This window comes from Flavobacterium sp. (assembly GCF_044360715.1).
GTDB lineage: Bacteria > Bacteroidota > Bacteroidia > Flavobacteriales > Flavobacteriaceae > Flavobacterium.
The window spans coordinates 1-24446 of the sequence record NZ_JBIKJY010000013.1 but is presented as its reverse complement, the minus strand read 5'-3'; the positions used below and the strand labels follow the sequence as shown (position 1 = coordinate 24446).

At 31.0% G+C, this 24446-nt stretch carries 26 protein-coding genes and 1 tRNA gene; 17 read left to right on the top strand and 10 right to left on the bottom strand.

Going from position 1 to position 24446, the window contains the following annotated elements:
* Positions 1-118: 118 nt before the first annotated feature.
* Positions 119-529, top strand: coding sequence for a DUF4293 domain-containing protein (locus tag ACIQ16_RS06005; RefSeq protein ID WP_396149613.1), 411 nt, complete (start codon positions 119-121; stop codon positions 527-529).
* A gap of 331 nt (positions 530-860) precedes the next feature.
* On the opposite strand, the gene ACIQ16_RS06000 is transcribed toward ACIQ16_RS06005, so the two are convergent.
* Positions 861-1355, bottom strand: a complete 495-nt coding sequence (locus tag ACIQ16_RS06000) for a metallophosphoesterase family protein (protein WP_396149611.1) — start codon at positions 1353-1355, stop codon at positions 861-863.
* Between the two features lie 148 nt (positions 1356-1503).
* On the opposite strand from ACIQ16_RS06000, the gene truA reads away from it, so the two are divergent.
* The 3 genes from truA (at position 1504) to lpdA (ending at position 5645) form a co-directional block, all read left to right on the top strand.
* Positions 1504-2238 (top strand): tRNA pseudouridine(38-40) synthase TruA, encoded by a 735-nt coding sequence (gene truA, locus ACIQ16_RS05995; RefSeq protein WP_396149609.1) that lies wholly within the window; start codon positions 1504-1506, stop codon positions 2236-2238.
* 22 nt (positions 2239-2260) lie between these two features.
* Positions 2261-4087 carry an ABC transporter ATP-binding protein gene (locus tag ACIQ16_RS05990; protein ID WP_396149607.1) on the top strand — a complete coding sequence of 609 codons (1827 nt, stop codon included), beginning with the start codon at positions 2261-2263 and terminating at the stop codon, positions 4085-4087.
* A gap of 169 nt (positions 4088-4256) precedes the next feature.
* Entirely contained in the window at positions 4257-5645 is a 1389-nt protein-coding gene (lpdA, locus tag ACIQ16_RS05985; RefSeq protein WP_396149605.1) for a dihydrolipoyl dehydrogenase, read from the top strand.
* Between the two features lie 127 nt (positions 5646-5772).
* Here the strand turns inward: lpdA and glmM are convergent, their stop codons facing one another.
* Positions 5773-7167, bottom strand: a complete 1395-nt coding sequence (gene glmM / locus ACIQ16_RS05980; protein ID WP_396149603.1) for a phosphoglucosamine mutase — start codon at positions 7165-7167, stop codon at positions 5773-5775.
* 254 nt (positions 7168-7421) lie between these two features.
* Between glmM and ACIQ16_RS05975 the strand changes: the two genes are divergently transcribed.
* The 6 genes from ACIQ16_RS05975 to ACIQ16_RS05950 all read left to right on the top strand — a co-directional run bounded on the left by ACIQ16_RS05975 (position 7422) and on the right by ACIQ16_RS05950 (position 12180).
* Positions 7422-8030 carry an ACP phosphodiesterase gene (locus tag ACIQ16_RS05975; RefSeq protein ID WP_396149601.1) on the top strand — a complete coding sequence of 203 codons (609 nt, stop codon included), beginning with the start codon at positions 7422-7424 and terminating at the stop codon, positions 8028-8030.
* Entirely contained in the window at positions 8008-8676 is a 669-nt protein-coding gene (locus ACIQ16_RS05970) for a DNA alkylation repair protein (RefSeq protein ID WP_396149599.1), read from the top strand. The genes ACIQ16_RS05975 and ACIQ16_RS05970 overlap by 23 nt, the downstream gene beginning before the upstream one ends.
* Before the next feature lie 77 nt (positions 8677-8753).
* A complete protein-coding gene (locus tag ACIQ16_RS05965; protein WP_396149597.1) occupies positions 8754-10553 on the top strand; it encodes a chloride channel protein in 1800 nt (599 codons plus the stop codon).
* Positions 10554-10824: 271 nt separating this feature from the next.
* A complete protein-coding gene (locus ACIQ16_RS05960; RefSeq protein WP_396149595.1) occupies positions 10825-11196 on the top strand; it encodes a hypothetical protein in 372 nt (123 codons plus the stop codon).
* Between the two features lie 3 nt (positions 11197-11199).
* Positions 11200-11631 carry a hypothetical protein gene (locus tag ACIQ16_RS05955; protein ID WP_396149593.1) on the top strand — a complete coding sequence of 144 codons (432 nt, stop codon included), beginning with the start codon at positions 11200-11202 and terminating at the stop codon, positions 11629-11631.
* 183 nt (positions 11632-11814) lie between these two features.
* Positions 11815-12180 carry a hypothetical protein gene (locus ACIQ16_RS05950; protein WP_396149591.1) on the top strand — a complete coding sequence of 122 codons (366 nt, stop codon included), beginning with the start codon at positions 11815-11817 and terminating at the stop codon, positions 12178-12180.
* Positions 12181-12583: 403 nt separating this feature from the next.
* Here the strand turns inward: ACIQ16_RS05950 and murA are convergent, their stop codons facing one another.
* Genes murA through ACIQ16_RS05935 form a run of 3 tightly spaced genes read right to left on the bottom strand, consistent with a single transcriptional unit; the run spans position 12584 to position 15012 of the window.
* The gene (murA, locus tag ACIQ16_RS05945; protein WP_396149589.1) at positions 12584-13894 is read right to left on the bottom strand and encodes a UDP-N-acetylglucosamine 1-carboxyvinyltransferase; all 1311 of its coding nucleotides are present in this window, start codon (positions 13892-13894) and stop codon (positions 12584-12586) included.
* Positions 13895-14725, bottom strand: coding sequence for a DUF4290 domain-containing protein (locus tag ACIQ16_RS05940; protein ID WP_396149587.1), 831 nt, complete (start codon positions 14723-14725; stop codon positions 13895-13897).
* A gap of 2 nt (positions 14726-14727) precedes the next feature.
* Positions 14728-15012: a DUF493 family protein gene (locus tag ACIQ16_RS05935; RefSeq protein ID WP_396149585.1), complete on the bottom strand. Its 285-nt coding sequence runs from the start codon at positions 15010-15012 to the stop codon at positions 14728-14730.
* A 116-nt stretch (positions 15013-15128) separates the two neighbouring features.
* On the opposite strand from ACIQ16_RS05935, the gene ACIQ16_RS05930 reads away from it, so the two are divergent.
* The 5 genes from ACIQ16_RS05930 to ACIQ16_RS05910 all read left to right on the top strand — a co-directional run bounded on the left by ACIQ16_RS05930 (position 15129) and on the right by ACIQ16_RS05910 (position 19750).
* Positions 15129-15665 carry an AAA family ATPase gene (locus ACIQ16_RS05930; RefSeq protein ID WP_396149583.1) on the top strand — a complete coding sequence of 179 codons (537 nt, stop codon included), beginning with the start codon at positions 15129-15131 and terminating at the stop codon, positions 15663-15665.
* A 9-nt stretch (positions 15666-15674) separates the two neighbouring features.
* Entirely contained in the window at positions 15675-17558 is a 1884-nt protein-coding gene (locus ACIQ16_RS05925; protein ID WP_396149581.1) for an ATP-dependent DNA helicase RecQ, read from the top strand.
* A gap of 97 nt (positions 17559-17655) precedes the next feature.
* On the top strand, positions 17656-18603 hold the full coding sequence (fmt, locus tag ACIQ16_RS05920) for a methionyl-tRNA formyltransferase (protein ID WP_396149579.1): 948 nt from the start codon (positions 17656-17658) through the stop codon (positions 18601-18603).
* Between the two features lie 160 nt (positions 18604-18763).
* Positions 18764-19039: an HU family DNA-binding protein gene (locus ACIQ16_RS05915; RefSeq protein WP_396149576.1), complete on the top strand. Its 276-nt coding sequence runs from the start codon at positions 18764-18766 to the stop codon at positions 19037-19039.
* A gap of 150 nt (positions 19040-19189) precedes the next feature.
* Complete coding sequence (locus ACIQ16_RS05910) at positions 19190-19750, top strand: YqgE/AlgH family protein (RefSeq protein ID WP_396149574.1); 561 nt, start codon at positions 19190-19192, stop codon at positions 19748-19750.
* On the opposite strand, the gene ACIQ16_RS05905 is transcribed toward ACIQ16_RS05910, so the two are convergent.
* On the bottom strand, positions 19743-20576 hold the full coding sequence (locus ACIQ16_RS05905; RefSeq protein WP_396149572.1) for an aminotransferase class IV: 834 nt from the start codon (positions 20574-20576) through the stop codon (positions 19743-19745). The genes ACIQ16_RS05910 and ACIQ16_RS05905 overlap by 8 nt on opposite strands.
* Before the next feature lie 51 nt (positions 20577-20627).
* The gene (locus tag ACIQ16_RS05900) at positions 20628-21020 is read right to left on the bottom strand and encodes an START-like domain-containing protein (protein ID WP_396149570.1); all 393 of its coding nucleotides are present in this window, start codon (positions 21018-21020) and stop codon (positions 20628-20630) included.
* Positions 21021-21190: 170 nt separating this feature from the next.
* Between ACIQ16_RS05900 and ACIQ16_RS05895 the strand changes: the two genes are divergently transcribed.
* Positions 21191-21264 (top strand) — tRNA-Met (locus tag ACIQ16_RS05895).
* Positions 21265-21425: 161 nt separating this feature from the next.
* Here ACIQ16_RS05895 and ACIQ16_RS05890 read toward each other — a convergent pair.
* The 3 genes from ACIQ16_RS05890 to ACIQ16_RS05880 form a co-directional block, all read right to left on the bottom strand.
* Positions 21426-22682: a tyrosine-type recombinase/integrase gene (locus tag ACIQ16_RS05890; RefSeq protein ID WP_396149568.1), complete on the bottom strand. Its 1257-nt coding sequence runs from the start codon at positions 22680-22682 to the stop codon at positions 21426-21428.
* The gene (locus tag ACIQ16_RS05885) at positions 22679-22936 is read right to left on the bottom strand and encodes a hypothetical protein (RefSeq protein WP_396149566.1); all 258 of its coding nucleotides are present in this window, start codon (positions 22934-22936) and stop codon (positions 22679-22681) included. Before ACIQ16_RS05885 ends, ACIQ16_RS05890 begins: the two co-directional genes overlap by 4 nt.
* Before the next feature lie 289 nt (positions 22937-23225).
* The gene (locus ACIQ16_RS05880) at positions 23226-23954 is read right to left on the bottom strand and encodes a hypothetical protein (protein WP_396149564.1); all 729 of its coding nucleotides are present in this window, start codon (positions 23952-23954) and stop codon (positions 23226-23228) included.
* Between the two features lie 258 nt (positions 23955-24212).
* Between ACIQ16_RS05880 and ACIQ16_RS05875 the strand changes: the two genes are divergently transcribed.
* Positions 24213-24446, top strand: a 234-nt coding sequence (locus ACIQ16_RS05875; RefSeq protein ID WP_396149561.1) for a hypothetical protein, incomplete at its 3' end; no start/stop codon positions are given.

Genomic DNA, 24446 nt, shown 5'->3' with positions numbered 1-24446 from the left:
TTAAAGTATCGTATATGAAGTACTTACGATTATTTGATGCAATAATACGAATATTTTATTATAAAACAATAGTTTTTTAAAAAAAGAAAACTTATTTTTGTTGTTATAAAAATTAAAAATGTTACAAAGAATTCAAACGATATATTTGTTACTGTGTATGCTGATTTCAGGTGTGCTTCCTTTTTTTATTAAAATTTGGATAACTGAAAGTAAATTAGACGTATATGCGAATTCCAATACAATATATATAGGATTGTTTTTGATTTCTGCAATTTTAGCAGTTCTAAGTATTTTTAGTTTTAAAAAAAGACAAAACCAGTTTGTGTTAAACAGACTGAATATGATATTAAACTTTATTATAATAGGATTATTAGTATATCATTCACTAAGTCTATCTGGAGAAGCGAAAGTTTCTGAGAAGGGTATTGGGATGCTTCTACCAATTTTTTCTATCGTTTTTCTTGCTTTGGCCAACAAAGCAATTAAAAGGGACGAAGATCTCGTAAAATCTGTGGACAGAATACGATAAACCTATCATCTTAGCTTATTAGTGCGTAGAAAATCCGTTTTGAGAAATCAAAGCGGATTTTCGTTTTATATGAGTTTGGTTTCGAATATTTCGATTAATTAATATTGTTGGCTCGAGTGCCTCAGCCATCAATTGGAATCCGTGAATTAACATTGTGGTAGTTATAAATTAATTAAATGGTAGCTGAGGCTCTCGAAGCTACTATTATATATTTTGAATTTCATTGTTGGCTTCGAGTGCCTCAGCTTACTTATTTATTTTTGGCTTCGAGTGCCTCAGCCAACAATATGATAATCGTAAATTAATATCCTGGTAGCTGAGGCTCTCGAAGCTACTTGTCTCCTATTTCAATAACCTCCAAACTTTGAATCTTATCCCCATCAATTTCAAATCGTAACATCGTTCTTTTTTGATGAAATCCTGAAATACCAGCTGCACCGGGATTCATATGCAAACAATTGAGTTTTTTATCGAACATTACTTTTAAAATATGTGAATGACCGCAAATAAATAACTTGGGTGGATTTTGAGTAATTTCCTCTCGAATAGCAGGACTATATTTTCCAGGGTAGCCACCAATATGAGTAATTAAAACAGAAACACCTTCACATAAAAATCGGTTATTTAAAGGGAACTCCAAACGTGCTTCATGATTGTCAATATTTCCAAAAACAGCACGTAAAGGTTTAAGCTTTTTGATAGTATCAGTAACTTTTAAATCTCCAATATCACCCGCGTGCCATACTTCATCAGCTAATTTTACATATTTTAAAATCGTATCGTCAATATGACTATGCGTATCTGAAAGGAGTAATATTTTTTTCATATTACAAAAGTATGATTTAAAATAGCCAGTTAAAACACAGATTGGAGAAATTTTAATAATTTTAATAATTTCTCCAATCTGTGTTTAAAAAATTGAATTTGATATTGCCATTGAAAAACATTATTTTTGTCAATCAAAATCAAACACATTGAGATACTTCATTGAATTTGCATATAACGGAAAAGAATATTTTGGGTTTCAAATACAACCGAATGCCATTTCAATACAAGAAACTTTAGATACGGCTTTATCTTTAGTACTTCGAGATAAAATTGAAATTGTTGGCGCAGGACGAACCGATTCTGGTGTACATGCCAAACAAATGTTCGCCCATTTTGATACAGAAATTGAATTTGACATTCCTACTACTATTCAAAAGCTAAATTCATTTTTACCAAAAGATATTGCCATTTTTAATGTTATTGAAGTACAACCTGATGCGCACGCGCGATTTGATGCCATTAGTAGAACATACGAATATCATATCACTACTTTTAAAGATGTTTTTAATGCAGATGGCAGTTGGAAAGTACATCATAAATTAGATTTAAATTTGATGAATGACGCCTGCAAAATTCTATTTGAATATATTGATTTTGAATGCTTTTCTAAAATTCATACCGATGTTAAAACCTTTAATTGTAAAATTTCAGAAGCACATTGGCAACAAAACGGAAATCAGATTATTTTTACCATTACTGCCGATAGATTTTTACGGAATATGGTACGAGCTATTGTAGGAACGCTAATAAATGTGGGTATTCATAAAACATCTTTATCCGATTTTAGAATCATTATTGAAAGTAAAAACCGAAATAATGCAGGATTTTCTGTTCCAGCTCACGGATTGTATTTAACAAAAGTAAAATATCCGTATATTTAGCCTTCAAAAAACTATAAGCCAAATGAGCGATTTAAAATCATCATCTTTTAAAAAATTAATGCGTTATGCTATTCCTTTTAAAAGTAAACTTTTTTCGGTAGCATTTTGGGCTATATTTTTAGCGATAGTCGCAGGCTTACGTCCGTTAATATTAAACATTACTATTGATAAATATTTTGTTTCTGCCAACAAAGAAACCAATGTCATTCAAGATTATTTTTTAGACCTAATTAGCAATGTATTAATTGAAGGAAATGCTTCGTATAATATAAAAGTATTGGTAGCCATTATGTTTATCATTCTTTTATTAGAAGTTGTAGCACAATACTTTTTTGTTTTCATTTCAAGTTGGTTAGGTCAAGATATTGTAAAAGTAATTCGTGAAAAATTATTTGCACATTTAGCCAGTTTCAAAATTAAATATTACGATAATGAACCAGTTGGTAAGTTAATTACACGATGTGTTTCAGACATTGAAAACATTGCCAGTATATTTAGTCAAGGTTTGTTTATGATTATTAGTGACGTATTAAAAATGATTATCGTGCTAATTTTTATGTTACTAATCAATTGGAAAATTACTGGCATAGTCTTGTTAATTATGCCGGTTATTTTAATTGCTACAAATATTTTCAATAAAAAAATGAAAGTAGCTTTTAATGAAGTACGAAATGAAGTGGCCAACTTAAATACGTTTATCCAAGAACGATTAACAGGAATGAAAATCGTACAATTATTCAATAGAGAAAAAATTGAATTAGAAAAATTTAAGGAAATCAATCACAAACATAACAAAGCGTGGTTAAAAAACATTTTATACAATAGTATTTTCTTTCCAATTGCCGATATTGTTTCAAGTATTACATTAGGATTAGTTGTGTATTTTGGTGCCCTATTTATTATTAATGGCGACACCAATACCAGTGTAGGGCAACTAATTTCTTTTAATATGTATATTGCTATGCTATACACGCCGTTACGCCAAATTGCTGATAAATTTAATGTGATGCAAATGGGAATTGTGGCGGCAGACCGAGTTTTTGAAATTTTAGAATCGAATTCAGAAGTGCAAGACAACGGAACAATTGATGCGGATACATTTAAAGGAAACATACTTTTTGATAACGTGCGATTTGGTTATTTAAAAGATGAAGAAATTTTAAAAGGCATACATTTAGAAGTAAAAGCTGGTGAAACAATTGCTATTGTTGGGGCCACTGGAGCTGGAAAAACAACTATTATCAATTTACTGAATCGCTTTTACGAAATAAATTCTGGAAAAATATTAATTGACGACATCAATATTAACGATTTTACTTTAGAAACGTTAAGAAATGAAATCGCTATGGTATTACAAGATGTGTTCTTATTTGCCGATACCATTTATAATAACATTACGCTTTTTGATGAAAGTATCAAAAGAGAACAGGTGTATGAAGCAGCCAAAAAAATTGGTGTTCACGATTTTTTAATGTCGTTACCTAACGGATATGATTATGATGTAAAAGAACGAGGCGTGATGTTATCTTCTGGACAACGACAATTAATTGCTTTTTTACGAGCTTATATTAGCAATCCAAGTATACTAATTTTAGATGAAGCCACTTCATCAATTGACTCCTACTCGGAAGAATTAATTCAAAAAGCAACACTTACATTAACCCAAGGAAGAACGTCTATTATCATTGCGCACCGTTTGGCAACTATTGTAAATGCGGATACTATCATAGTTATGGACAAAGGTATAATTGTTGAAAAAGGCAAACACAATGAATTAGTTCAACTTGAAAATGGTTTTTATAAAAAGTTATATGAAGCCCAATTTGAAAAAACAGATAATAGAGCATAGAATATAGAGTATAGAGAATAGAATATAGAGAATAGTCCAAAGACTTTAACCATTTCCTTTTACCTTTTACCAAATGCCTTTTTCCTATTAACTAAAAAAAATACATAAAAAATAAATAAATATTTACTAATTTCGCAACAAGAAAATTAAGATACAAAACACAAAAAAAATGAAATACGATATTATAGTTTTAGGAAGTGGTCCTGGTGGATATGTTACAGCAATAAGAGCCTCACAATTAGGATTTAAAGTTGCCGTTATTGAAAAAGAAAATTTAGGTGGGGTATGTTTAAATTGGGGGTGTATTCCAACAAAAGCCTTACTAAAATCTGCTCAAGTTTTCGATTATTTAAAACACGCTGCCGACTACGGATTAAAAGTAGATAACGTAGATAAAGATTTTAATGCTGTGGTTGCCCGTTCACGTAATGTGGCAGGTGGAATGAGCAAAGGTGTTCAGTTTTTAATGAAAAAAAATAAAATTGATGTTATTGATGGTTTTGGAAAAGTAAAACCAGGCAAAAAAATTGATGTAACTGCCGCTGATGGAAAAGTTACAGAATATTCTGCTGATAACATCATTATTGCCACTGGTGCACGTTCTCGTGAATTACCAAACTTACCACAAGATGGTGTTAAAGTAATTGGATACAGACAAGCAATGACATTACCAACGCAACCAAAATCTATGATTATTGTAGGTTCTGGAGCAATTGGAGTGGAATTTGCTCATTTTTATAACGCAATGGGAACGCAAGTTACTATTGTAGAATTTATGCCAAATATTGTACCTGTTGAAGACGAAGACATTTCAAAACAAATGGAACGTTCTATGAAAAAAGCAGGTGTGACTATTATGACCAATTCATCTGTAGAGAAAATTGATACTACAGGAAAAGGCGTGAAAGCAACAGTAAAAACGGCTAAAGGTGAAGAAGTTATCGAAGCAGATATTTTACTTTCTGCAGTTGGTATCAAAACAAACATTGAAAACATTGGTTTAGAAGAAGTGGGTATTGCTACAGATAGAGATAAAATTTTAGTAAACGATTTCTACCAAACTAATGTACCTGGATATTATGCAATTGGAGATATTACTCCTGGTCAGGCTTTAGCACACGTGGCGTCTGCTGAAGGAATTTTATGTGTAGAAAAAATAGCTGGAATGCACGTAGAACCATTAGATTACGGAAACATTCCAGGTTGTACGTATGCTACTCCTGAAATTGCTTCAGTTGGATTAACTGAAAAAGCAGCTAAAGAAAAAGGATATGATATTAAAGTAGGAAAATTCCCGTTCTCAGCATCAGGAAAAGCTACAGCTGCTGGAACTACTGACGGGTTTGTAAAAGTAATTTTCGATGCAAAATACGGAGAATGGTTGGGTTGTCATATGATTGGCGCAGGTGTTACTGATATGATTGCAGAAGCAGTTGTAGCAAGAAAACTTGAAACTACAGGACACGAAATTTTAAAAACCGTTCACCCACACCCTACTATGAGTGAGGCCGTTATGGAAGCAGTTGCTGCTGCTTATGATGAAGTGATTCATATATAATACCATATGTCTTGCTGAACTCGTTTCAGCATCTAAATAAAAAAAACCGTCACGTTAAAACTTGACGGTTTTTTTTATATTTCAAACCTGACAGGTTTCAAAAACCTGTCAGGTTTAATTTCTTTAACTATATCCCAGCAATTACTTTCAGCTCTTTTACAAAACGTTCAGCTAAAACATCCGCTTCTTGTTGTGTTGGTGCTTCTGTATAAATTCTGATAATGGGTTCTGTATTTGATTTTCTTAAATGCACCCATTCGGTAGCAAAATCAATTTTTACTCCATCTATAGTACTAATTTGCTCATTTTTATAAGTTGTAGTTAACGCTTCTAAAATGGCATCCACATCGATTTGTGGTGTTAATTCAATTTTATTTTTACTCATATAATATTGCGGATAGCTGGCACGTAATTCGGCAACCGTTTTATCTTGACCCGCCAAATACGTTAAAAACAATGCTACTCCAACCAAACTATCTCTTCCGTAATGTAATTCTGGATAAATAATACCACCATTTCCTTCACCACCAATAATGGCATTGGTTTTTTTCATTAATTCAACAACATTCACTTCGCCAACGGCACTAGCTTGGTAACTTCCATTGTGTTTCTCAGTAATGTCACGTAACGCTCGAGACGAACTCATATTAGAAACGGTATTTCCTGGTGTTTTACTCAAAACATAATCGGCAACAGCCACTAACGTATATTCTTCGCCAAACATTTCACCATCATTTGAAATAAAAGCCAAACGATCCACATCTGGGTCTACTACTATTCCGAAATCGGCTTTTTCATCTAAAACTAGTTTACAGATATCCGTTAAATGTTCTTTTAATGGCTCTGGATTGTGTGGAAAATGTCCGTTTGGTTCGCAATATAATTTCACCACTTCCACGCCCATTTGTTCTAATAAATTAGGAATGACAATACCTCCAGAAGAATTTACTCCATCTACAACAACCTTATATTTTTTAGTTTTCACTAAATCGGCATCTACTAAAGGCAATTCCAATACTTCATCAATATGAATATCCATATAGGCATCGTTAACCGTAACTTCTCCTAAACTATCAACATCTACAAAATCAAACGCTTCTGCCTCCGCAATTTCTAATATTTTAGCACCTTCTGCCCCACTTAAAAATTCGCCTTTGGCATTTAATAATTTTAAAGCATTCCATTGTTTCGGATTGTGAGAAGCCGTTAAAATAATACCACCATCGGCTTGTTCCATTGGTACCGCTACTTCAACTGTTGGCGTGGTAGAAAGTCCTAAATCGATAACATCAATTCCTAAACCTAAAAGAGTATTTTGGACTAAATTATGTATCATAGGTCCTGAAATACGCGCATCACGACCAATTACAACTTTTAATTTTCTATCGGTAACGTTCGAATTATTTTTCAAAAAAGTACCATAAGCTGATGCAAATTTTACCGCATCTACAGGCGTTAAGTTATCGCCTACTTTACCACCAATAGTTCCTCGAATTCCCGATATAGATTTTATTAATGTCATTGTTTTAGATTTAAAAGTTTAAAGGTTTATACAGTTTAGAAGTAAACCCCAAATAAAGTACAAATATAAATGTTAACCATAAGATAGCAATAAAACATACAAAGTATTTTATATATTTACGAAAGAAATAACTTTTAATTTTTTTCGCAACACAGATTATAAAAATTATGTAAATTTCTAAAATTTCTAAAATCTGTGTTTAAAAAACATTTTTACATTTAAACGAACAACCAAATAACACCTAAACTTTAATTTTGAACTATCTCGCACATATATTCCTTTCCGATGAAGACGATTTCATAAAAGTTGGTAATTTTATGGCTGATGCTGTGAAAGGAAAACAGTATGAGCAGTATCCAGTTGGGATTCAAATTGGAATTAAATTACACCGTTTTATTGACACGTATACGGATGCTCACGAAATATATCGTAAAAGCAAACATCGATTGCACGAGAAATTCGGACATTATTCAGGTGTAATTATGGATATTATTTATGATCATTTTTTAGCTAAAAACTGGTCGCTTTTTTCAAATATTACTTTAGAAAAATATGCCGATGCCTTTTATAATTTATTACAAAACAAGTATGATGTGTTAACACCAAAAACACAGCACCTATTACCGTATATGATAAAAACCAATTGGTTGGTGTGCTATAAATCGTTAGAAGGATTGGAATTGATTTTATTTCAAATGGATTATCGTACCAAAAACCGAGTAAATATGCCCGCAGCCATAAATGAAGTAAAGGAATTTTATACTGAATTGGAACAAGAATTTTTAGCTTTTTTTACAGCATTACAACATCAAACTAAATTAGAATTAGATACATTAAGAAATGAGTTTTGTTACTACAATTAAGCAACAATTTGAAGCCAATGAAAATGTGGCCTACGGAAAAAAGCAAAGTGATTATTTAAAAAATAATTTTCCTTTTTACGGCATTCAAACCCAATCCAGACGTGATATTCTGAAAAATTGCACTTCCATTTTTAAAGATGAAATTAAAACAAATTTTAGAGCCATATGTTGGGAATTATACCAACTGCCGCAACGAGAAATGCATCACGCAGCTATTGATATTTTTCTAAAAGAAATAAAAAACAAGTACCAAATTGAAGATATCGTTTTAATTGAAAAATTACTGCTTACTAATTCTTGGTGGGACAGCGTAGATACGTTGGCTAAATATGCTGTGGGTGGCTATTTAAAAGCGTTCCCAGAAAAAACACTCGAAATTATTGAAAAGTTTTCCAATTCAGAGGCAATGTGGCTCAACCGAACAGCTATTATTTTTCAATTGGGATATAAAAAAAGTACAGATTTTGAGTTACTGCGTTCCGAATGCGAAAAACACAAACATTCTACTGAATTTTTCATTCAAAAAGCGATTGGCTGGGCTTTACGCGAATACGGTTCGGTAAATCCAACTGCAGTATTACATTATGTAAACAGCACCAATTTAAAACCCTTAAGCAAGAAAGAAGCCATTAGAAAAATCATATAATTTGCAATTTTCAGCGTAAAAAAGTGCCAATTATTTTAAAAAAATAGCGTATTTTAGCCATTCTAAAAAAAAACCTTGTGTTAAAGCGAATACAAAAAATAGCGCATTTTTTTGAAAACTATTTTTCTAAACTGAAGTCGGTTTTAGAGCCACGTCAGTTTTTGTATATCTCAAGTGTTTTAGTAGGATTATCAGCTGCTTTGGCGGTAATTGTACTAAAAACGTTTGCACACAATGTCTTTTTATTTTCACAGTATTTAAATACAAAACTGCATTTACCTTACAGTAAAAGTACCTTGCCTATTATTGGTATTTTACTAACGGTATTTGTAATTAAAAATTTCTTAAACGGAAACATACAAAAAGGCACGTCTCAAATTATGTATGCGGTTGCCAAAAAGCGCAGCGTATTGCCAGACAAACAAATGTATGCGCAAATAATTACCAGTTCGTTAACCGTGGGTATGGGCGGAAGTGCTGGATTGGAGTCGCCAATTACGATTACTGGAGCGGCTTTTGGTAGTAATTATGCCTTAAAATACCGATTAAGTTACAAAGACAGAACCTTACTTTTGGCTTGTGGTGTCGCTGCCGGAATAGCTGCTGCCTTTAACGCGCCTATTGCAGGAGTTTTGTTTGCTATTGAAGTAGTTTTAACAGAAATAAGTATTACGGCTTTTACACCCTTAATAATTAGTGCCGCAACAGGTTCTATCGTTTCGATGTTATTATTAAATGAAGATGCTTTATTTAGCTTTAAATCGATACAAGAGTTTAATTCTAAGAACATTCCGTTTTACATTATTTTAGGAATTTTGTCTGGGTTTGTTTCCATTCATTATGCCAGAAATTTTAGAAAAGTGGAACATTTTTTCGCTACACGAAGTAAAAACACCTACCGAAAAGCCTTGTTTGGTGCCTTAATTTTAGGAATATTAATTTTTATATTTCCCAGTTTATTTGGTGAAGGATACGAAGGGATTAAGCTTTTAGCCGCCAATCAGCCAGAAAAACTATTAGAAAATACCCTTTTAGAAAAATTTGAATCGAACAAATGGATTATTTTTGGTTTCATTACCCTAACCCTATTGTTTAAAGTTTTTGCGACAGGAATTACTTTAGGTGCGGGTGGAAATGGTGGTAACTTCGCCCCTTCTTTGTTTGTGGGTTCGTATTTGGGGTTTTCTACCGCGTATTTTATTAATATGCTAAAAATTACAAATTTGCCTATTAGTAATTTCACTTTGGTGGGAATGTCTGGTGTATTAAGTGGTTTGTTTCACTCGCCATTAACTGCTATTTTCTTAATTGCTGAAATTACGGGTGGTTATAGTTTAATGGTGCCCTTAATGTTGGTATCTTCTATAAGTTTTGCTATTTCAAAACACTTTGAACCGTACTCGTTTGACATTAAAAACCTTGCCGATAAAGGCGACGTTTTTACGGATGATAAAGACAAAAATATATTACAATCTATTGATGTGAAACGATTGATTAACAATAATTTTAATACTGTTACCGAATCTAAAACTTTAGAATCGTTGATTGAAAAAATAGCAAGTACTGACGATGTTATTTTCCCTGTTTTAAATGACGATAACAAACTAATAGGTTTAATTTATTTGGATGATATCCGTCCGATAATATTTTCTGCGTTTAAAGTAAAATTTACCTCCATTACAGAAGTAATGCAACCGGTAAAAGATAAAGATGTTGTTGATTTTGAGGACACCATAGAAACCATTATGAATACATTTGAAACCACACAACAAAGTATTTTACCCGTGGTACAAAATAAAGTATTTATAGGCTTTATCTCCAAAGCGGATATTTTAGAAAAATACCGCGAGCAATTGAAAGAATTGGTTATTGAGTAAAACTGTTTTTTAACACTTCACAACCTTCCCTACCTCTCGTTTTGTAGAAATCATTCTACAAAAAAGTTTCGAATTGATTTGTTATATTTGAAAAATTAGAAATCGAAAAAAAACTTTCGCCAATCTTTACAATTTGGAATAAAAGTGGCTTGAAAGTTTCGCATATATACAAATTGTAGGTAATTGTAAAACATACTACACGTTGAAAAACACGATGTAGAAAATGTTGTTTGAGAAACTAAAAAGAAAGATATTTGTAAAAAATATTAAAATGGAAAAACAAGACATACAAAATTATATAAATAATTTCAGAAGAGTATTTAGTAGCCGTCTGAAACCGAATGTAGGTATGCAATCCACGGTTTATCCATTTGATAGTGGCGCAATTATAGTATTTGAGCTTAATTTAAATTCCTCGAATAAAGACGAAGTTAGAACTTTATCAAAAGATATTTATGATGCTTTTAAAAGAACAAACTTATTTGAAAATGAAAAAGGTGAGCATTTACATAGCTTTGCGGGTACAAACATAATTTTAATAAAAAATAAGATTGTTTTAATAAAAGACAATAATTCTTCTGAATGGACTTTGGGAGCAGTCGATAACGATATATATAAAATTGTAAAACCGTCTGATTCATAGTTTATGGCAAAGAAGATTAAAATAAAAGAATTAGAAGGGGATGCAGATGAAATCAAAAACTTACTAAAAGATTTTGGTTGTGATTTGAATACTTACATAAATACACAACCAATAACTAAAAAGATTCCTGATTTTTGGTTGTATATATTAATTCCTTTATTTTTTATTGTGTCTTGTTTAATATGGGTTGATGTATTTGATTCAACTTGGACTAAAGTTATTACACTTTTTCTGTTTTTAAATTTAGGTTTTATTGTATTAATTGTACATTACAATTTTAACAAAACAGCAATATCTGTTATTACTTTTCTTATAGGTTTATGTCTTTCATTAATATGCTTAAATGTTTATACTCCTAAGGAAATAACAAAAAAGATTGAAGAAGAAGCAATTAGCAGATTGCCAAATAAGAATGAAACAAAGACAGAAAAATAACAACTACCTACAACAGTGGTTTTACGCAATTGCGGAAAATAGTGGAATTACGAGTTCGCAAGAAAAATAAAATTAATAAAAACCCCGTCTTTACGTAGTCCGCAACTGACGTAAAGCCATAAAACGTTGTAGGTAATTTTGCGACCGAAAAAACTGAACGATAAAAAATATTATAACTTAAAAATGAAAAAGATACTACTAATTTTATTGACCCTATTTTCAATTTCACTTTTTGCACAAGACAATAAATCAGAAGCAGGCGGACCACCAAAATTGAGTGAATTAATAGGTTTTTGGAAAAAAGTCGAAATTCCTAATGAGGAAAATTTAAATCAAGTAAATCCTTGGCCTCAAAAACATCAATGGTTTGCGTTTTTTGAAAATGGTAAAGTATATTCAATGATGTCTGATAAGGATTATGAATATACATCTAAAGAGTTAGAAGAAGTTTTTAAAGTTTTACCATTTGATAAAACGCCAAATTATAAATTAGACGGACAATTTTTAACTATTGATAATAAAGAAATTAAAGATTATCAAGAGCTTTAGGGTGTGAATTTATTTGCGATTGACATAAACGAATTTTTAAAAAAAGGAAATTTAATAATGAGTTTAGATGACGGTAAAGGAAACGGAAACGTAATTTATTATAGATTGTTAAAGAAAATAGAATAAGAAACTTGAAATAAAAACTACCACCAATAGCATTTACACGACATTTGGGGTTTTTGGCAAACTTTGAAGTTGGTTTTGTACTTATAATTCTTAATTTCTTAAAGCAAAAAATCATACATTAAACATACATTTCTTCGGTATTCCTTCGGTAGTTGTTCGGTAAATCGGCTGTAAAGCCCCGTTTTCTCGTAGCGTTACCGAACAAACTCCGAACAAAACCCGAACAAAACCCCTAAAAAACAATAAAAAAAAGCGACATCTCTGTCGCTTTTTTTATTTATACTCTTACAATATTCGCGCCAAGCGCTCTTAATCGTTCGTCTATTCTTTCGTAACCTCTATCAATTTGTTCGATATTTTGGATGGTACTGGTTCCTTTTGCAGAAAGTGCTGCAATTAATAACGAAATACCCGCTCTAATATCTGGAGAGCTCATCACAGTAGCTTTCAATTGCGATTCGAAATTATGTCCCATTACCACCGCTCTGTGTGGATCGCACAACATAATTTTGGCACCCATATCAATTAATTTGTCCACGAAGAACAAACGGCTTTCAAACATTTTTTGATGAATTAAAACGTCTCCTTTTGCTTGTGTAGCAACTACTAAAATAATACTTAGTAAATCAGGCGTAAATCCTGGCCAAGGGGCGTCAGAAACCGTTAAAATAGACCCGTCAATATCGGTTTTAATTTCATACCCATCTTTGTGTGCAGGAATATAAATGTCGTCTCCTTTTTGTTCTAAAGTAATTCCAAGTTTTCTAAATACGTTCGGAATTTGTCCTAAGTTATCCCAACTTACATCTTTAATTGTAATTTCACTTTTTGTCATAGCCGCTAAGCCAATCCAAGAGCCAATTTCAATCATATCCGGTAAAATTCTGTGTTCACAACCACCTAAAGATTCTACACCTTCAATAGTTAATAAGTTAGAACCAATACCAGTAATCTTCGCTCCCATTGAATTTAACATTTTACATAACTGTTGCAAATACGGTTCGCACGCTGCGTTGTAAATTGTTGTAATTCCTTCGGCTAAAACTGCTGCCATTACAATATTAGCGGTTCCTGTAACAGACGCTTCGTCTAATAACATATACGCGCCTTTTAATCGGCCTTCGTTTTCTACACCATAAAAATGGTCTTCTCTATTGTATCTAAATTTAGCACCTAAATTAATAAATCCTTCAAAATGGGTATCTAAACGACGTCTTCCTATTTTATCACCACCTGGTTTTGGTATAAATCCTTTTCCAAAACGAGCTAATAAAGGCCCTACAATCATAATAGATCCACGTAAACTTCCACCTTCTTTTTTGAAAGCTTCCGTTTCTAAATACCCAACATTTACATCGTCCGCTTGAAACGTATAATCACCAGGTCCGTTTTTCTGAATTTTAACACCTAAGTTACCTAATAAAGTAATTAGTTTGTTTACATCAATAATATCAGGAATGTTAGTTACTCTAACTTTTTCTGAGGTTAACAAAACAGGACATAAAACCTGTAATGCTTCGTTTTTTGCACCTTGTGGTTGCACATTTCCTTTTAAGGGCTTTCCGCCTTCAATTTTGAATGTTCCCATTTATACTATATTATTAGGATTATTTTTTGGTTTAAAATTTTTACCGCCTTTATAATTTGGATTATTTAAATTGGCTTTTGTATTATCTGGCGAATTCGGTTTTGCATTAGATGCATTCTGATTTCTATTGTTATTTTGTTGCGGTCTGTTTTGGTTTGCTGGCGGTCTATTTGGATTTCTGTTGGTAGTAGACGTATCATTCTTAGTAAAAAACTGCGTTTTATTTGACTGTTTTTTATTTACTTTCAATAAATTTTGCGACGTAGAAAGTTCTTCTTTCATTGACGTTAAGTTCAATTCACCATTAGATAATTCTAATAAATGATTAAAAATAACTTCATCCGTAACCGTATCTTTATTCCAACTTAAAAAACATTTTTTCATATGATTGGCAATCACAATGATTAAAGCATTTTTCAATTCGCCTTCCTCCCATTTACGTGCTACATCAATCATATATTTGATGTTGTTTCCGTAAAAACGGTATTTTGGAAAGTTTTGTGGATACGTTAAACGTTCTGGTTTCAATTGCACTACTTCTCTTGTAGGAATAGGAAATGGAGAATCGATATCTAATTTAAAATCAGACATAATAAACAATTGATCCCAAAGCTTGTGCTGAAAATCTGGCACATCACGTAAATGTGGATTCAAATTTCCCAATACCGAAATTACATATCGAGCGCCTTTGTTACGCTTTTCTCTATCTTCAATAGCTGTAATTTGGTTAATTAATTTTTGAACATATCTTCCGTATTCAGGAATAATTAAATGTTCCCGTTGCGAATTATATTCTAAATAATTAATTGATTCTTCGTTGTTGTATGCCATATTTATAATGAAATAATTCCTTCTATTGTTGCTAATTCTTGGTATTTTTCAATTACTGCATCTGCGTTTTGCATGGTAACATTAATTGAAATACTGGTGTATTTTCCTGTTTTAGAAGCGTGTGTTTTTATTACTGCGCCCATATTATTAAAGGCGTTTTCAACTGTGTTTACATTTGTAGCATTAGTTGGTACAATAAATTTGTATAAATACACAGCAGGCCAAGTGGTTGATTCTTCTAATTCCGATTTAAGTCTAATGTAAAAATCTTCGGTTTCTTTATTCATTTTAATTTAATAATAAAGAACAAATATACGTTTATAATGTTTGATTTGAAAATTTAAATAATTAAGATTTTCAAAATATAAAAAATGATAGTACATTTGATTTTTAAAGCCGTAAAATGAATAAGAAAATTATACTCCTAATTGGTGGTCCAAGTTCTGGAAAAACAACCTTAATTAATCATTTAGAAGCAGAAGGACACATTTGTTATCCTGAAATTTCAAGAGAAGTAATTTTAAAAGCCCGAGAAGAAGGTGTTGATTATTTGTTTTTGGAAAATCCGATGTTGTTTAGCGAACGCCTTTTAGAAGGAAGAATTAAACAATTCGAAAAGGCAACTACAGAAGAAAAAACTGTTTTTATTGATAGAGGTATCCCTGATGTAGTGGCGTATATGGATTTTATTGGCGACACTTATCCTGAAGCATTTATTGCCGCTTGCGAAAGCTACAAATACGACAAAGTTTTTTTATTACCACCTTGGGAAGAAATTTACACCAGCGATGCCGAACGATACGAAAGCTATGAGGAAGCTACCAAAATTCATAATTATTTGGTAGACACGTATACAAAATATGGCTATGATTTACACGAAGTGCCAAAAACGTCTGTAGCAGAACGATTTCAATTTATCATCAATCATTTAAAATCCTAATTCAATCTAATGAATCAACCGTTAGATGTATTAAAAGCGCACTGGAAACATACTGCTTTTAGACCCACTCAGGAAGAAATTATCACTACTGTTTTGCTCGGTAAAGATACGTTTGCCTTGTTACCAACAGGTGGTGGAAAATCTATTTGTTTTCAAATCCCTGCCCTACTAAAGCCTGGAATTTGTTTGGTTATTTCGCCGCTTGTAGCTTTAATGAAAGATCAGGTTGAAAATTTAAAAAACAAAAATATAAAAGCCATTGCTTTAACGGGTGGTATTTCTTTTGAAGAAACCAATAATTTATTAGACAATTGTGTATTTGGCGATTATAAATTTCTATATCTATCGCCAGAACGATTACAACAAGATTGGGTTTTAGAACGAATAAAAAACCTGAATATTAATTTAGTTGCGATTGATGAAGCACATTGTATTAGCCAATGGGGACACGATTTTAGACCCGCTTATTTAAAAATTTCAGCATTAAAAGACTACTTTACGGTGCCGTTTATTGCGTTAACTGCTACAGCTACCCCACGAGTTCAAGAGGATATTTGTACGCTTTTACAATTAAAAAATCCAGTTGTTTTTAAGAATTCTTTTTCGCGAGAGAATTTAGGATATCATATTATAAAAACAGAAGATAAACTTGGAAAATTGAAACAAATTTTCTTAAAAAATCCTGAGCCTTCAATCGTATATGTAAAAAACAGAAAATCGTGTATAGAAATCAGCAAAATACTTACCGATTTTGGTTTTACAGCAACCTATTATCACGGTGGATTATCAGGCAAAGAAAAGGATAAAAATATGCAACTTTGGTTGGATGAAAAAGCCAAAATAATAGTCGCCACAAACGCCTTTGGAATGGGAATTGACAAACCAAATGTAAAAACGGTAGTGCATTTACAAATTCCTGATAATATTGAAAATTACTATCAAGAAGCTGGTAGAGCGGGAAGAAATGGTGAGAAATCCTACGCCTTATTACTTACTCAAGACGTACAATCGGAAAATGTATTACAATTGTTTGCTGGTAATTTACCCAATAAAGAATTTTTGCATTTGGTGTATAAAAATTTAAACAACCATTTTCAAATTGCATACGGAGAAGGATTTCAAGAAGTTTTTTACTTAAATTTAAATCAATTTTGTTCGAAATTTAATATTTCGGTAACCAAAACATTTGCGTGTTTGCAATTTCTCGATAGACAAGGAATTATTACGCTTCAAAATTTTATAAGCAATAAAGCCAGTTTACAGTTTAATATTGAAAGTCGAGAAGTCATTCGATATTGCAGTTTAAATATGAAAGAGGCAGAAATTATAGAAACCATTTTACGAAATTACACTGGTATTTTCGAACAAGTTACGAGTATAAATACCGCACTTATTGCTTCCAAATCTGGAAAAACAGAAGAACAAGTAATTACCGTTTTAAATAAACTACAAGCACAAGAAATAATAGAATTGAAACTACAGAGCAATGATATTTCTATTCTATATAACGAACCACGCGAAGACAGTTATACTATTAACCGTGTGGTTAAACTATTAGAAAATCAAAATCAGATAAAAATTGCGCAGCACAAACAAATGCTTCATTTTGTGACAGATACTACTACTTGTAAATCGGTTTTAATTTCCAAGTATTTTGGAGAAGAGAATCCTAAAGACTGTGGCATTTGTTCGTATTGTACCTCAAAAAACAAAGTAGCACCTAAATCGGTTTTAGAACAAATTCAGACTCTGTTACATAAAGGAGCACTTTCTTCAAATGAAATTGAAAATGTACTCACTTTTTCAACAGAAGAAATTATCTTTGCCCTTCAGAACTTATTAGAAAATGATATTATTTATTTAAACGCTTCGAATAAGTATCAAATTAAGTAAAAATAATTAGACAAAAAATGAACGTTTGTCGAAAACTTTGAGAATTGACTTTTTAAATCTGCGAATCTGCGGTAAAAAGTAAAAAAAATACAATAATATGGAAAAATTAAGAATCATATTTATGGGAACGCCCGACTTTGCAGTTGGCATTCTTGATACACTATATAAAAGTGAGTTTGAAATAGCTGCTGTTATTACGGCGCCAGACAAACCTGCAGGACGTGGTCAGAAAGTTTCAGTTAGTGCGGTAAAAACCTATGCATTAGAAAAAAACATTCCGATTTTACAACCTACCAATTTAAAAAGCGAAGATTTCTTAGAAGAATTAGCCAGCTATGCTGCCAATTTACAAATCGTAGTAGCGTTTAGAATGTTACCTGAAGTGGTTTGGAAAATGCCAAAATATGGTACATTTAATCTGCACGCTTCTTTGTTACCTAATTATAGAGGAGCCGCCCCTATAAATTGGGCGATTATTAATGGCGAAACAGAAACCGGTGTAACTACTTTTTTTATTGACGATAAAATTGATACGGGTGCTATGATTTTAAATCATAAGGTAGCAATTGATGAAAATGAAAACGTAGGTCAGCTTCACGACAAATTAATGCATTTAGGATGCGATACTGTAATTGAGACGTTACATTTAATACAAAATGGAAAAGTGGAAACTACTATTCAATCCGAAAATTCAGATTTAAAAACAGCTTATAAACTAAATAAAGACAATTGTAAAATTGATTGGACGAAACCTGGAAATGAAATTTACAATCAAATTAGAGGTTTGTGTCCTTATCCTGCCGCTTGGACATTTATTAAAGATGGAGAAAATGAGTGGAATGTTAAAATTTATGACACTACATTTATAGAAGAAACACATACCTATAGTATAGGTCAAATTATTTCTGGAAAAAAGGAAATGAAAATTGCCGTATCTAATGGTTTCATACAAATTGATAGTTTGCAATTTCCAGGCAAAAAGAAAATGCAAATTCACGAGCTTTTAAATGGTACTTCAATTGGTGCGGATGCCTATGTTAAGTGAGTTTAAGTGCTAAAAACAGGGCAAAATACCCCACGTTATTAACATTTGCTATAATTTATTAACATTTTAAGCAAAAATAGCTATAAATGCTTGTGTAGTTTAATGATACATTTAAATTTGTATAACAAAATTATGTATAATCATTTTAAAACTATCAATTATGAACAAATCAGAATTAATCGATGCAATGGCAGCAGCAGCTGGAATTACAAAAGCAGCAGCTAAATTATCTTTAGAATCATTTTTAGGAAGTGTAGAAGGTACATTAAAAAAAGGTGGTAGAGTTTCTTTAGTAGGTTTCGGATCTTGGTCAATCTCTAAAAGAGCGGCAAGAGATGGAAGAAATCCTCAAACTGGAAAAACTATCAAAATTGCTGCTAAAAATGTAGTAAAATTCAAAGCTGGTGCTGACTTAGATGGATCAGTAAACAAATAATAAATATTTTTTATTTATTTGAAAACCTCTTAGTTTCTAAGAGGTTTTTTTTATTTCAATAATTTACATACATTTAATAATGTAATATTAAACTGGATAATTTGTTCAATTAAATTATTTTTCTTAATTTCAATTAAAATTAAATGGCTTATGACTTCATTGTTACCTAAAAAAGGTTGTTTACTAATTGCAGAACCAACCATATTAAATGATATGTCTTTCAATAGATCTGTAATTTTACTAACAGAACATTCTAATGATGGTAGTGTGGGCTTTATACTGAATAAGCCGCTCTCCTATTCCATAAATGATTTGATTCCTGAAATTGATGCGAATTTTATGATTTATAATGGCGGACCTGTAGAACAAGACAATTTATATTTTTTGCATAACGTACCTGAACTTATCCCAGATAGTATTGAAATTGCTTATGGTTTATATTGGGGTGGTAATTTTGAAACTACAAAAGAACTAATTAATGCTGGAAAATTATCTAAAGAAAATATTCGTTTTTTCTTAGGATATAGCGGCTGGGAAACCAATCAGTTAGCCGAAGAATTAGATGATAATTCTTGGATAATTGTGGAAAATGAATTGCAACACAAAATTATTAGTAAAAACAGCCAAAATTTCTGGAAAGAAAAATTAAACGAAATTGGTGGCGAATATATTTACTTTTCTAATTCGCCAGAAAATCCAACGCTTAATTAATTAAAGCATTTAATAAACCTGTAATTTCTTTGGCTACTTCTGAAGTAAATTCTTTTTTACGGTATTTTGTAATAGGTTGAATTCCTGTAATGACATTTGAAATAAATAATTCATCTGCTTTTTGCAAATCAAAAGGTGAAATGCTTTTTTCTATCATTTCAATAGTATCCATATTATTTACAATAGCAATAATTTGTTTTCGCATAATACCATTTAAACAACCATCCGAAGTGGGTGGTGTAATTATTTGATTGCCCATTTTCATAAAAATAGTACCATTTGTAGCTTCTACTACATTTTTATCTTCATTAATTAATAAGCAATTTTCAAATCCGTTTTCCTTTGCAAAGATGCTCCCCACAACATTAATCATTTTATTATTGGTTTTTAGAGTAGCCAATAAATGTTTGGAAACATAAAAATCTTTAAACAATTCCACTTCATAAGTAGTTGAAGAAAAAACGTAACTATCAGATGCCAATTCAGAACAAGTAATGATAAATTGCACATCGTTTGATGTAGGATTATAAAATCCTTCAGCATTTCTAAAAACAGAAAAACGAATTCTATTACTAACTTTATTTGTCTGTAATGCAATTAGTTTTAAAATTTCTTCTTCCATAAATTCCATTGTGAAATTCATTGGGATTTCCATTCTGCAAATTCGCATCGAAGCCATTAAACGCAAATAATGCTCTTCTAAAAACAATATTTTAGTTCCATTAACTTTAATGGTTTCAAAAATGGCATCACCAAAAAGAAATCCTCTATTATTTTCAATACTATAATTACTAGTATCTTGAATGCTTCCGTTATAATTAATCATAAAAAAAATCCCGCCTTTTATAGCGGGAGCAAATATACTTAATTATTAAAATTAAACCGAACCAATTACGTGTTTTAAATCGGAAACCAAACTTTCCCACAATAATTTATTTTCAGCTAATTCGTCTTCTTCAGAAAAATCAACAACAATTAAAGATACATCATTTGTAATTTCATCGACTTGAATTTTAAGTTCGAAATAATATTCAGTGTCTTTACCATCTTCATCTAACCATTTGAATTTTACCTTCTCACCTGTTTTTTTAGAAACCAATTTGGCATTTTCTTCCGAATCATCCCAAATAAAAGTATAGTATTCTCCTCGCGAATTTACATTATCAGAAAACCATTCCGATAAACCAGATGGCGTAATAATATATTGATATAGTAATTGTGGTGACGAGTGTATTGGAAACTCTAATTCGTACTTAACTTTTGGCTTCATAATTGAATCTATAAATTTTTAGCAAAATATAAAAAAATATGATACCACAACTATTATTTACATTATTTTTTATAACAAATTTTTAATTGTAAAATTTCGATTTATTTTTTGGAAAGAAAGTAATTATTTATATATTTGCACCCGCATTGAGAAATGCAAAAATATTTAATGGCGAGATAGCTCAGTTGGTTAGAGCGCAGGATTCATAACCCTGAGGTCGGGAGTTCAAATCTCCCTCTCGCTACAACAAAACCCCTTAATAATCAGTTGTTAAGGGGTTTTTTATTGGAAGTCACTCTTTTTTGTGTTTTATGGAGTAAGGAAATGGAGTAAGGAATTTTATTGTTTGATGTCGATTTTTATTGAAAAAAGGACATAAAAAAATCCCCAAACGGGGATTTTCTTTTATTGTCCAAACACTTTAATGTTCAACATTCCTTTTTGAATAGTATCTAATATTGTTGGGTCTAAATAATGTTCCTTTAACACACCATCAGTTGAATGAGAAGTTAAAATTCTTGTATCAGTTCCCATAACTTGATTAACCCAACTTATATAAGTTTTACGGAGGTGTTTTAGAGATATATTTTTTGTAACACCCGACTTGTTTTTATAAAAAGTAAAAGATTTACTTAATGTATTCATTATCGTTAATACACTTTCATTCCTATCAGGACACAAAATAAAATCCTTTGAAGTTTTTTTCTCCTCATAACCTATTTCATTTAATAAATCAAAAAGGTCTGAATTGATTGGTATATACTTATTAAAATCACCATCTATATTTTGATTTCTTTCTACCTTCTTATTCTTAATCATAAAAAAATAAGTGTCACCCGAATAATATATATCTGACCATCGTAAATCAACTACTTCTTCTCTTCTTCCACCGGTTAAAAGAAACAACTTAAAACCAAGTTTCAAATAATCACGATACATATTCTTAACCTCTCCTTTACCACCTAATTTGTGTAAGGAATCTGAACTATCAATAGAATCAAGTATTCTTTCAAATTCATCTTTTGTTATCGTTTCATTTATCGTTGATAAAACAGATTTAGAATTATAAACTGAAAATGGGTTTTTCATATCAACTTTTTCAATCTCAATCAAAAAATTAAAGAAACTTTTAAGTGATATCATACATTTGTTAAATGTCCGAGCTCCATAATGACTCTCCATTGATTCATAAAACCTTGAGACATCTTTAACCGAGACATCTCTTACTCTCATAATTTCAAAGTTATGATGACTCTTCAAGACATTACAAAATAATTTAATAAATCTTAATGATTCTTTACGATGACCTTCCGACACTTTCTTAATTAAATGTTTAAGTTCGTATTCACCACTTAAATATTGATTATATTTAAGAATCGCACCAATCATAGTGTATTCTTTATTATCATTATCAGTAGATAAATCTCTATAATCATTAGATTTTAACTCCTTAATAATATCTATTGATTCCTTAACAGCGTCTTCGTAGTTTTTTGAAATCAATGTTTTTATTTTGGTTGAGTTTTTTGTTCCGGGTATATGGACTACAACTCTATAAAGTAAATCATCAATGTGATTACATTTAGGATTGTATTTTTTACACTTATTACAATAAATTTTCAACCCTTTTAAGTGGTTTTTTGGTAAAGTTAATTTTTTCATATAGATAGTAATTCTTGTAATAATTTTTCATCTTTTGACCCTCTTGTTTTAACCTTATATATAGGTTTATGCACAATTTCCTCTCCAATTTGAATCAATACTAAATTATATATTGACTCACTTCTTGTTACACATCTATACATTTCTTTCCAATGAGCCGGATAATTTCTTCTCAAGTTAAGAGCGTATTCTTTTTCCAATTCGGTGAAAATTTCAACTTCATAAACATAATATGATTTTGATATCTTATTCATAAAGATGTTTTTGGACTTTAACCATTTTTTTACCGCCGGAATAGAGTTCATCATTAGGAGATTTGATACATCACCTAAAGAGATAAGATTGGTTGAATTATAATAACTACTCATAACAATTGTGTAAATTTTCTTTTGTGTTGTAATGATTAAAAACATATATATTTTTACATCATTACTTTTTCGGTAAAAAAACCAATCGTTAAAAGATTGGTGTTAATCACAATGCAAAGATATAAAATAATAATACAATATTATATATGTTTTTAGAATTATTTTTTATTTATCATTAAAAATAACTATTAAGTTTCAAATATTCAATGACTTTTGGTTTAACAATCAGTTTGAATTTATCAGTTTTAACATCATCTGTTATGTCTTTTTCAGAACCAATATAGAAAGGTATGTATCTTGGACACCCACTTCGTCCGGGATATGGAAACCCCCATTTTATATTCGCAACTATCGCCTTGTAATTAGATTTAGTTTTATTCTTGGACACATAAAATTCAGGGTTTAGCCGTGCAAGTATTTCATCTTTTTTACTTCTTATTAAATCAAATGCTTCGGTTAGTTCCATATATTCATTCAACATATTATAATCTACAGGAAGAGGCAATGACTTTTCGTTAAAGTAATCTTTAATAGTTTCTTTAGATGCGAGTAACACACTTTGAGATTCTATATCCAAACCTAATTGTTTTGTAGTTCCAATGAATATAGGATGATACTTTAACTTCTTAATTTTATTTTGAATTGGAAACTTCCATTTTACTTGTGCGATTACACTATCGTATGTATTTCTATTCTTTACTATATGTAATGTGAAATGTGGATTTTCAAGGTAATTATTCTTTTCAATATTTAATTTGTGATTATCAAAATTATCAATTACTTCTTTACAATTGTTATGAAAGGAATTGTATTCCTGAATAAAAGTTTCGTAATCCCATTCAAGTCGTTGAGAGTTTAATATTTGATTTAATCTTCTTCTGAAGTAGGTGGGTATTTGTATCATACAAGATTGTTTAGCATAACAAAATTAAGCACTATTACTTTAACTGCCAAATAATAATGAAAATAATACGATACAACCCCTGCCTACGGGGGGGGTGTTTAGTTGAAGGAATCCCGAGTCCCCTCCTGCCGGGTATCAAATCCTGTATTAGGGGGATAATGCCTTAAACAATGCAAAACACAAAAAAAATTTTTGGGGTAAAATTGATAAAAACTTGCCTTTTACCTAATATGATAATACTTATTACTAAAGAGTATAATGAAAAAATTAGAATCATATTTAGGGTTTGACATCAATTTAGATGATGAAGGAAATGTAGTAATAAACGATATGTGCGAATATCCGCAATTATCAAAAAATTGTCAGACCTTCTATAATAAGTTAGAGTTAATAAAGATTGATGAAAGTAAAATAACTTTCCCTATCAAATTAAAAGAGTGGGTTGTTACAATATCCCCGACAGATAAAGAAACAATAATGGAATACTTCAAA

Bases quoted from the DNA above. Each gene is read 5' to 3' on its own strand.
- ACIQ16_RS06005 (WP_396149613.1), top strand. From the start codon at position 119: ATGTTACAAAGAATTCAAACGATATATTTGTTACTGTGTATGCTGATT.
- ACIQ16_RS06000 (WP_396149611.1), bottom strand. From the start codon at position 1,355: ATGAAAAAAATATTACTCCTTTCAGATACGCATAGTCATATTGACGAT.
- ACIQ16_RS05990 (WP_396149607.1), top strand. From the start codon at position 2,261: ATGAGCGATTTAAAATCATCATCTTTTAAAAAATTAATGCGTTATGCT.
- lpdA (WP_396149605.1), top strand. From the start codon at position 4,257: ATGAAATACGATATTATAGTTTTAGGAAGTGGTCCTGGTGGATATGTT.
- glmM (WP_396149603.1), bottom strand. From the start codon at position 7,167: ATGACATTAATAAAATCTATATCGGGAATTCGAGGAACTATTGGTGGT.
- ACIQ16_RS05970 (WP_396149599.1), top strand. From the start codon at position 8,008: ATGAGTTTTGTTACTACAATTAAGCAACAATTTGAAGCCAATGAAAAT.
- ACIQ16_RS05960 (WP_396149595.1), top strand. From the start codon at position 10,825: ATGGAAAAACAAGACATACAAAATTATATAAATAATTTCAGAAGAGTA.
- ACIQ16_RS05955 (WP_396149593.1), top strand. From the start codon at position 11,200: ATGGCAAAGAAGATTAAAATAAAAGAATTAGAAGGGGATGCAGATGAA.
- ACIQ16_RS05950 (WP_396149591.1), top strand. From the start codon at position 11,815: ATGAAAAAGATACTACTAATTTTATTGACCCTATTTTCAATTTCACTT.
- murA (WP_396149589.1), bottom strand. From the start codon at position 13,894: ATGGGAACATTCAAAATTGAAGGCGGAAAGCCCTTAAAAGGAAATGTG.
- ACIQ16_RS05940 (WP_396149587.1), bottom strand. From the start codon at position 14,725: ATGGCATACAACAACGAAGAATCAATTAATTATTTAGAATATAATTCG.
- ACIQ16_RS05935 (WP_396149585.1), bottom strand. From the start codon at position 15,012: ATGAATAAAGAAACCGAAGATTTTTACATTAGACTTAAATCGGAATTA.
- ACIQ16_RS05930 (WP_396149583.1), top strand. From the start codon at position 15,129: ATGAATAAGAAAATTATACTCCTAATTGGTGGTCCAAGTTCTGGAAAA.
- ACIQ16_RS05925 (WP_396149581.1), top strand. From the start codon at position 15,675: ATGAATCAACCGTTAGATGTATTAAAAGCGCACTGGAAACATACTGCT.
- fmt (WP_396149579.1), top strand. From the start codon at position 17,656: ATGGAAAAATTAAGAATCATATTTATGGGAACGCCCGACTTTGCAGTT.
- ACIQ16_RS05915 (WP_396149576.1), top strand. From the start codon at position 18,764: ATGAACAAATCAGAATTAATCGATGCAATGGCAGCAGCAGCTGGAATT.
- ACIQ16_RS05910 (WP_396149574.1), top strand. From the start codon at position 19,190: ATGACTTCATTGTTACCTAAAAAAGGTTGTTTACTAATTGCAGAACCA.
- ACIQ16_RS05905 (WP_396149572.1), bottom strand. From the start codon at position 20,576: ATGATTAATTATAACGGAAGCATTCAAGATACTAGTAATTATAGTATT.
- ACIQ16_RS05900 (WP_396149570.1), bottom strand. From the start codon at position 21,020: ATGAAGCCAAAAGTTAAGTACGAATTAGAGTTTCCAATACACTCGTCA.
- ACIQ16_RS05890 (WP_396149568.1), bottom strand. From the start codon at position 22,682: ATGAAAAAATTAACTTTACCAAAAAACCACTTAAAAGGGTTGAAAATT.
- ACIQ16_RS05885 (WP_396149566.1), bottom strand. From the start codon at position 22,936: ATGAATAAGATATCAAAATCATATTATGTTTATGAAGTTGAAATTTTC.
- ACIQ16_RS05880 (WP_396149564.1), bottom strand. From the start codon at position 23,954: ATGATACAAATACCCACCTACTTCAGAAGAAGATTAAATCAAATATTA.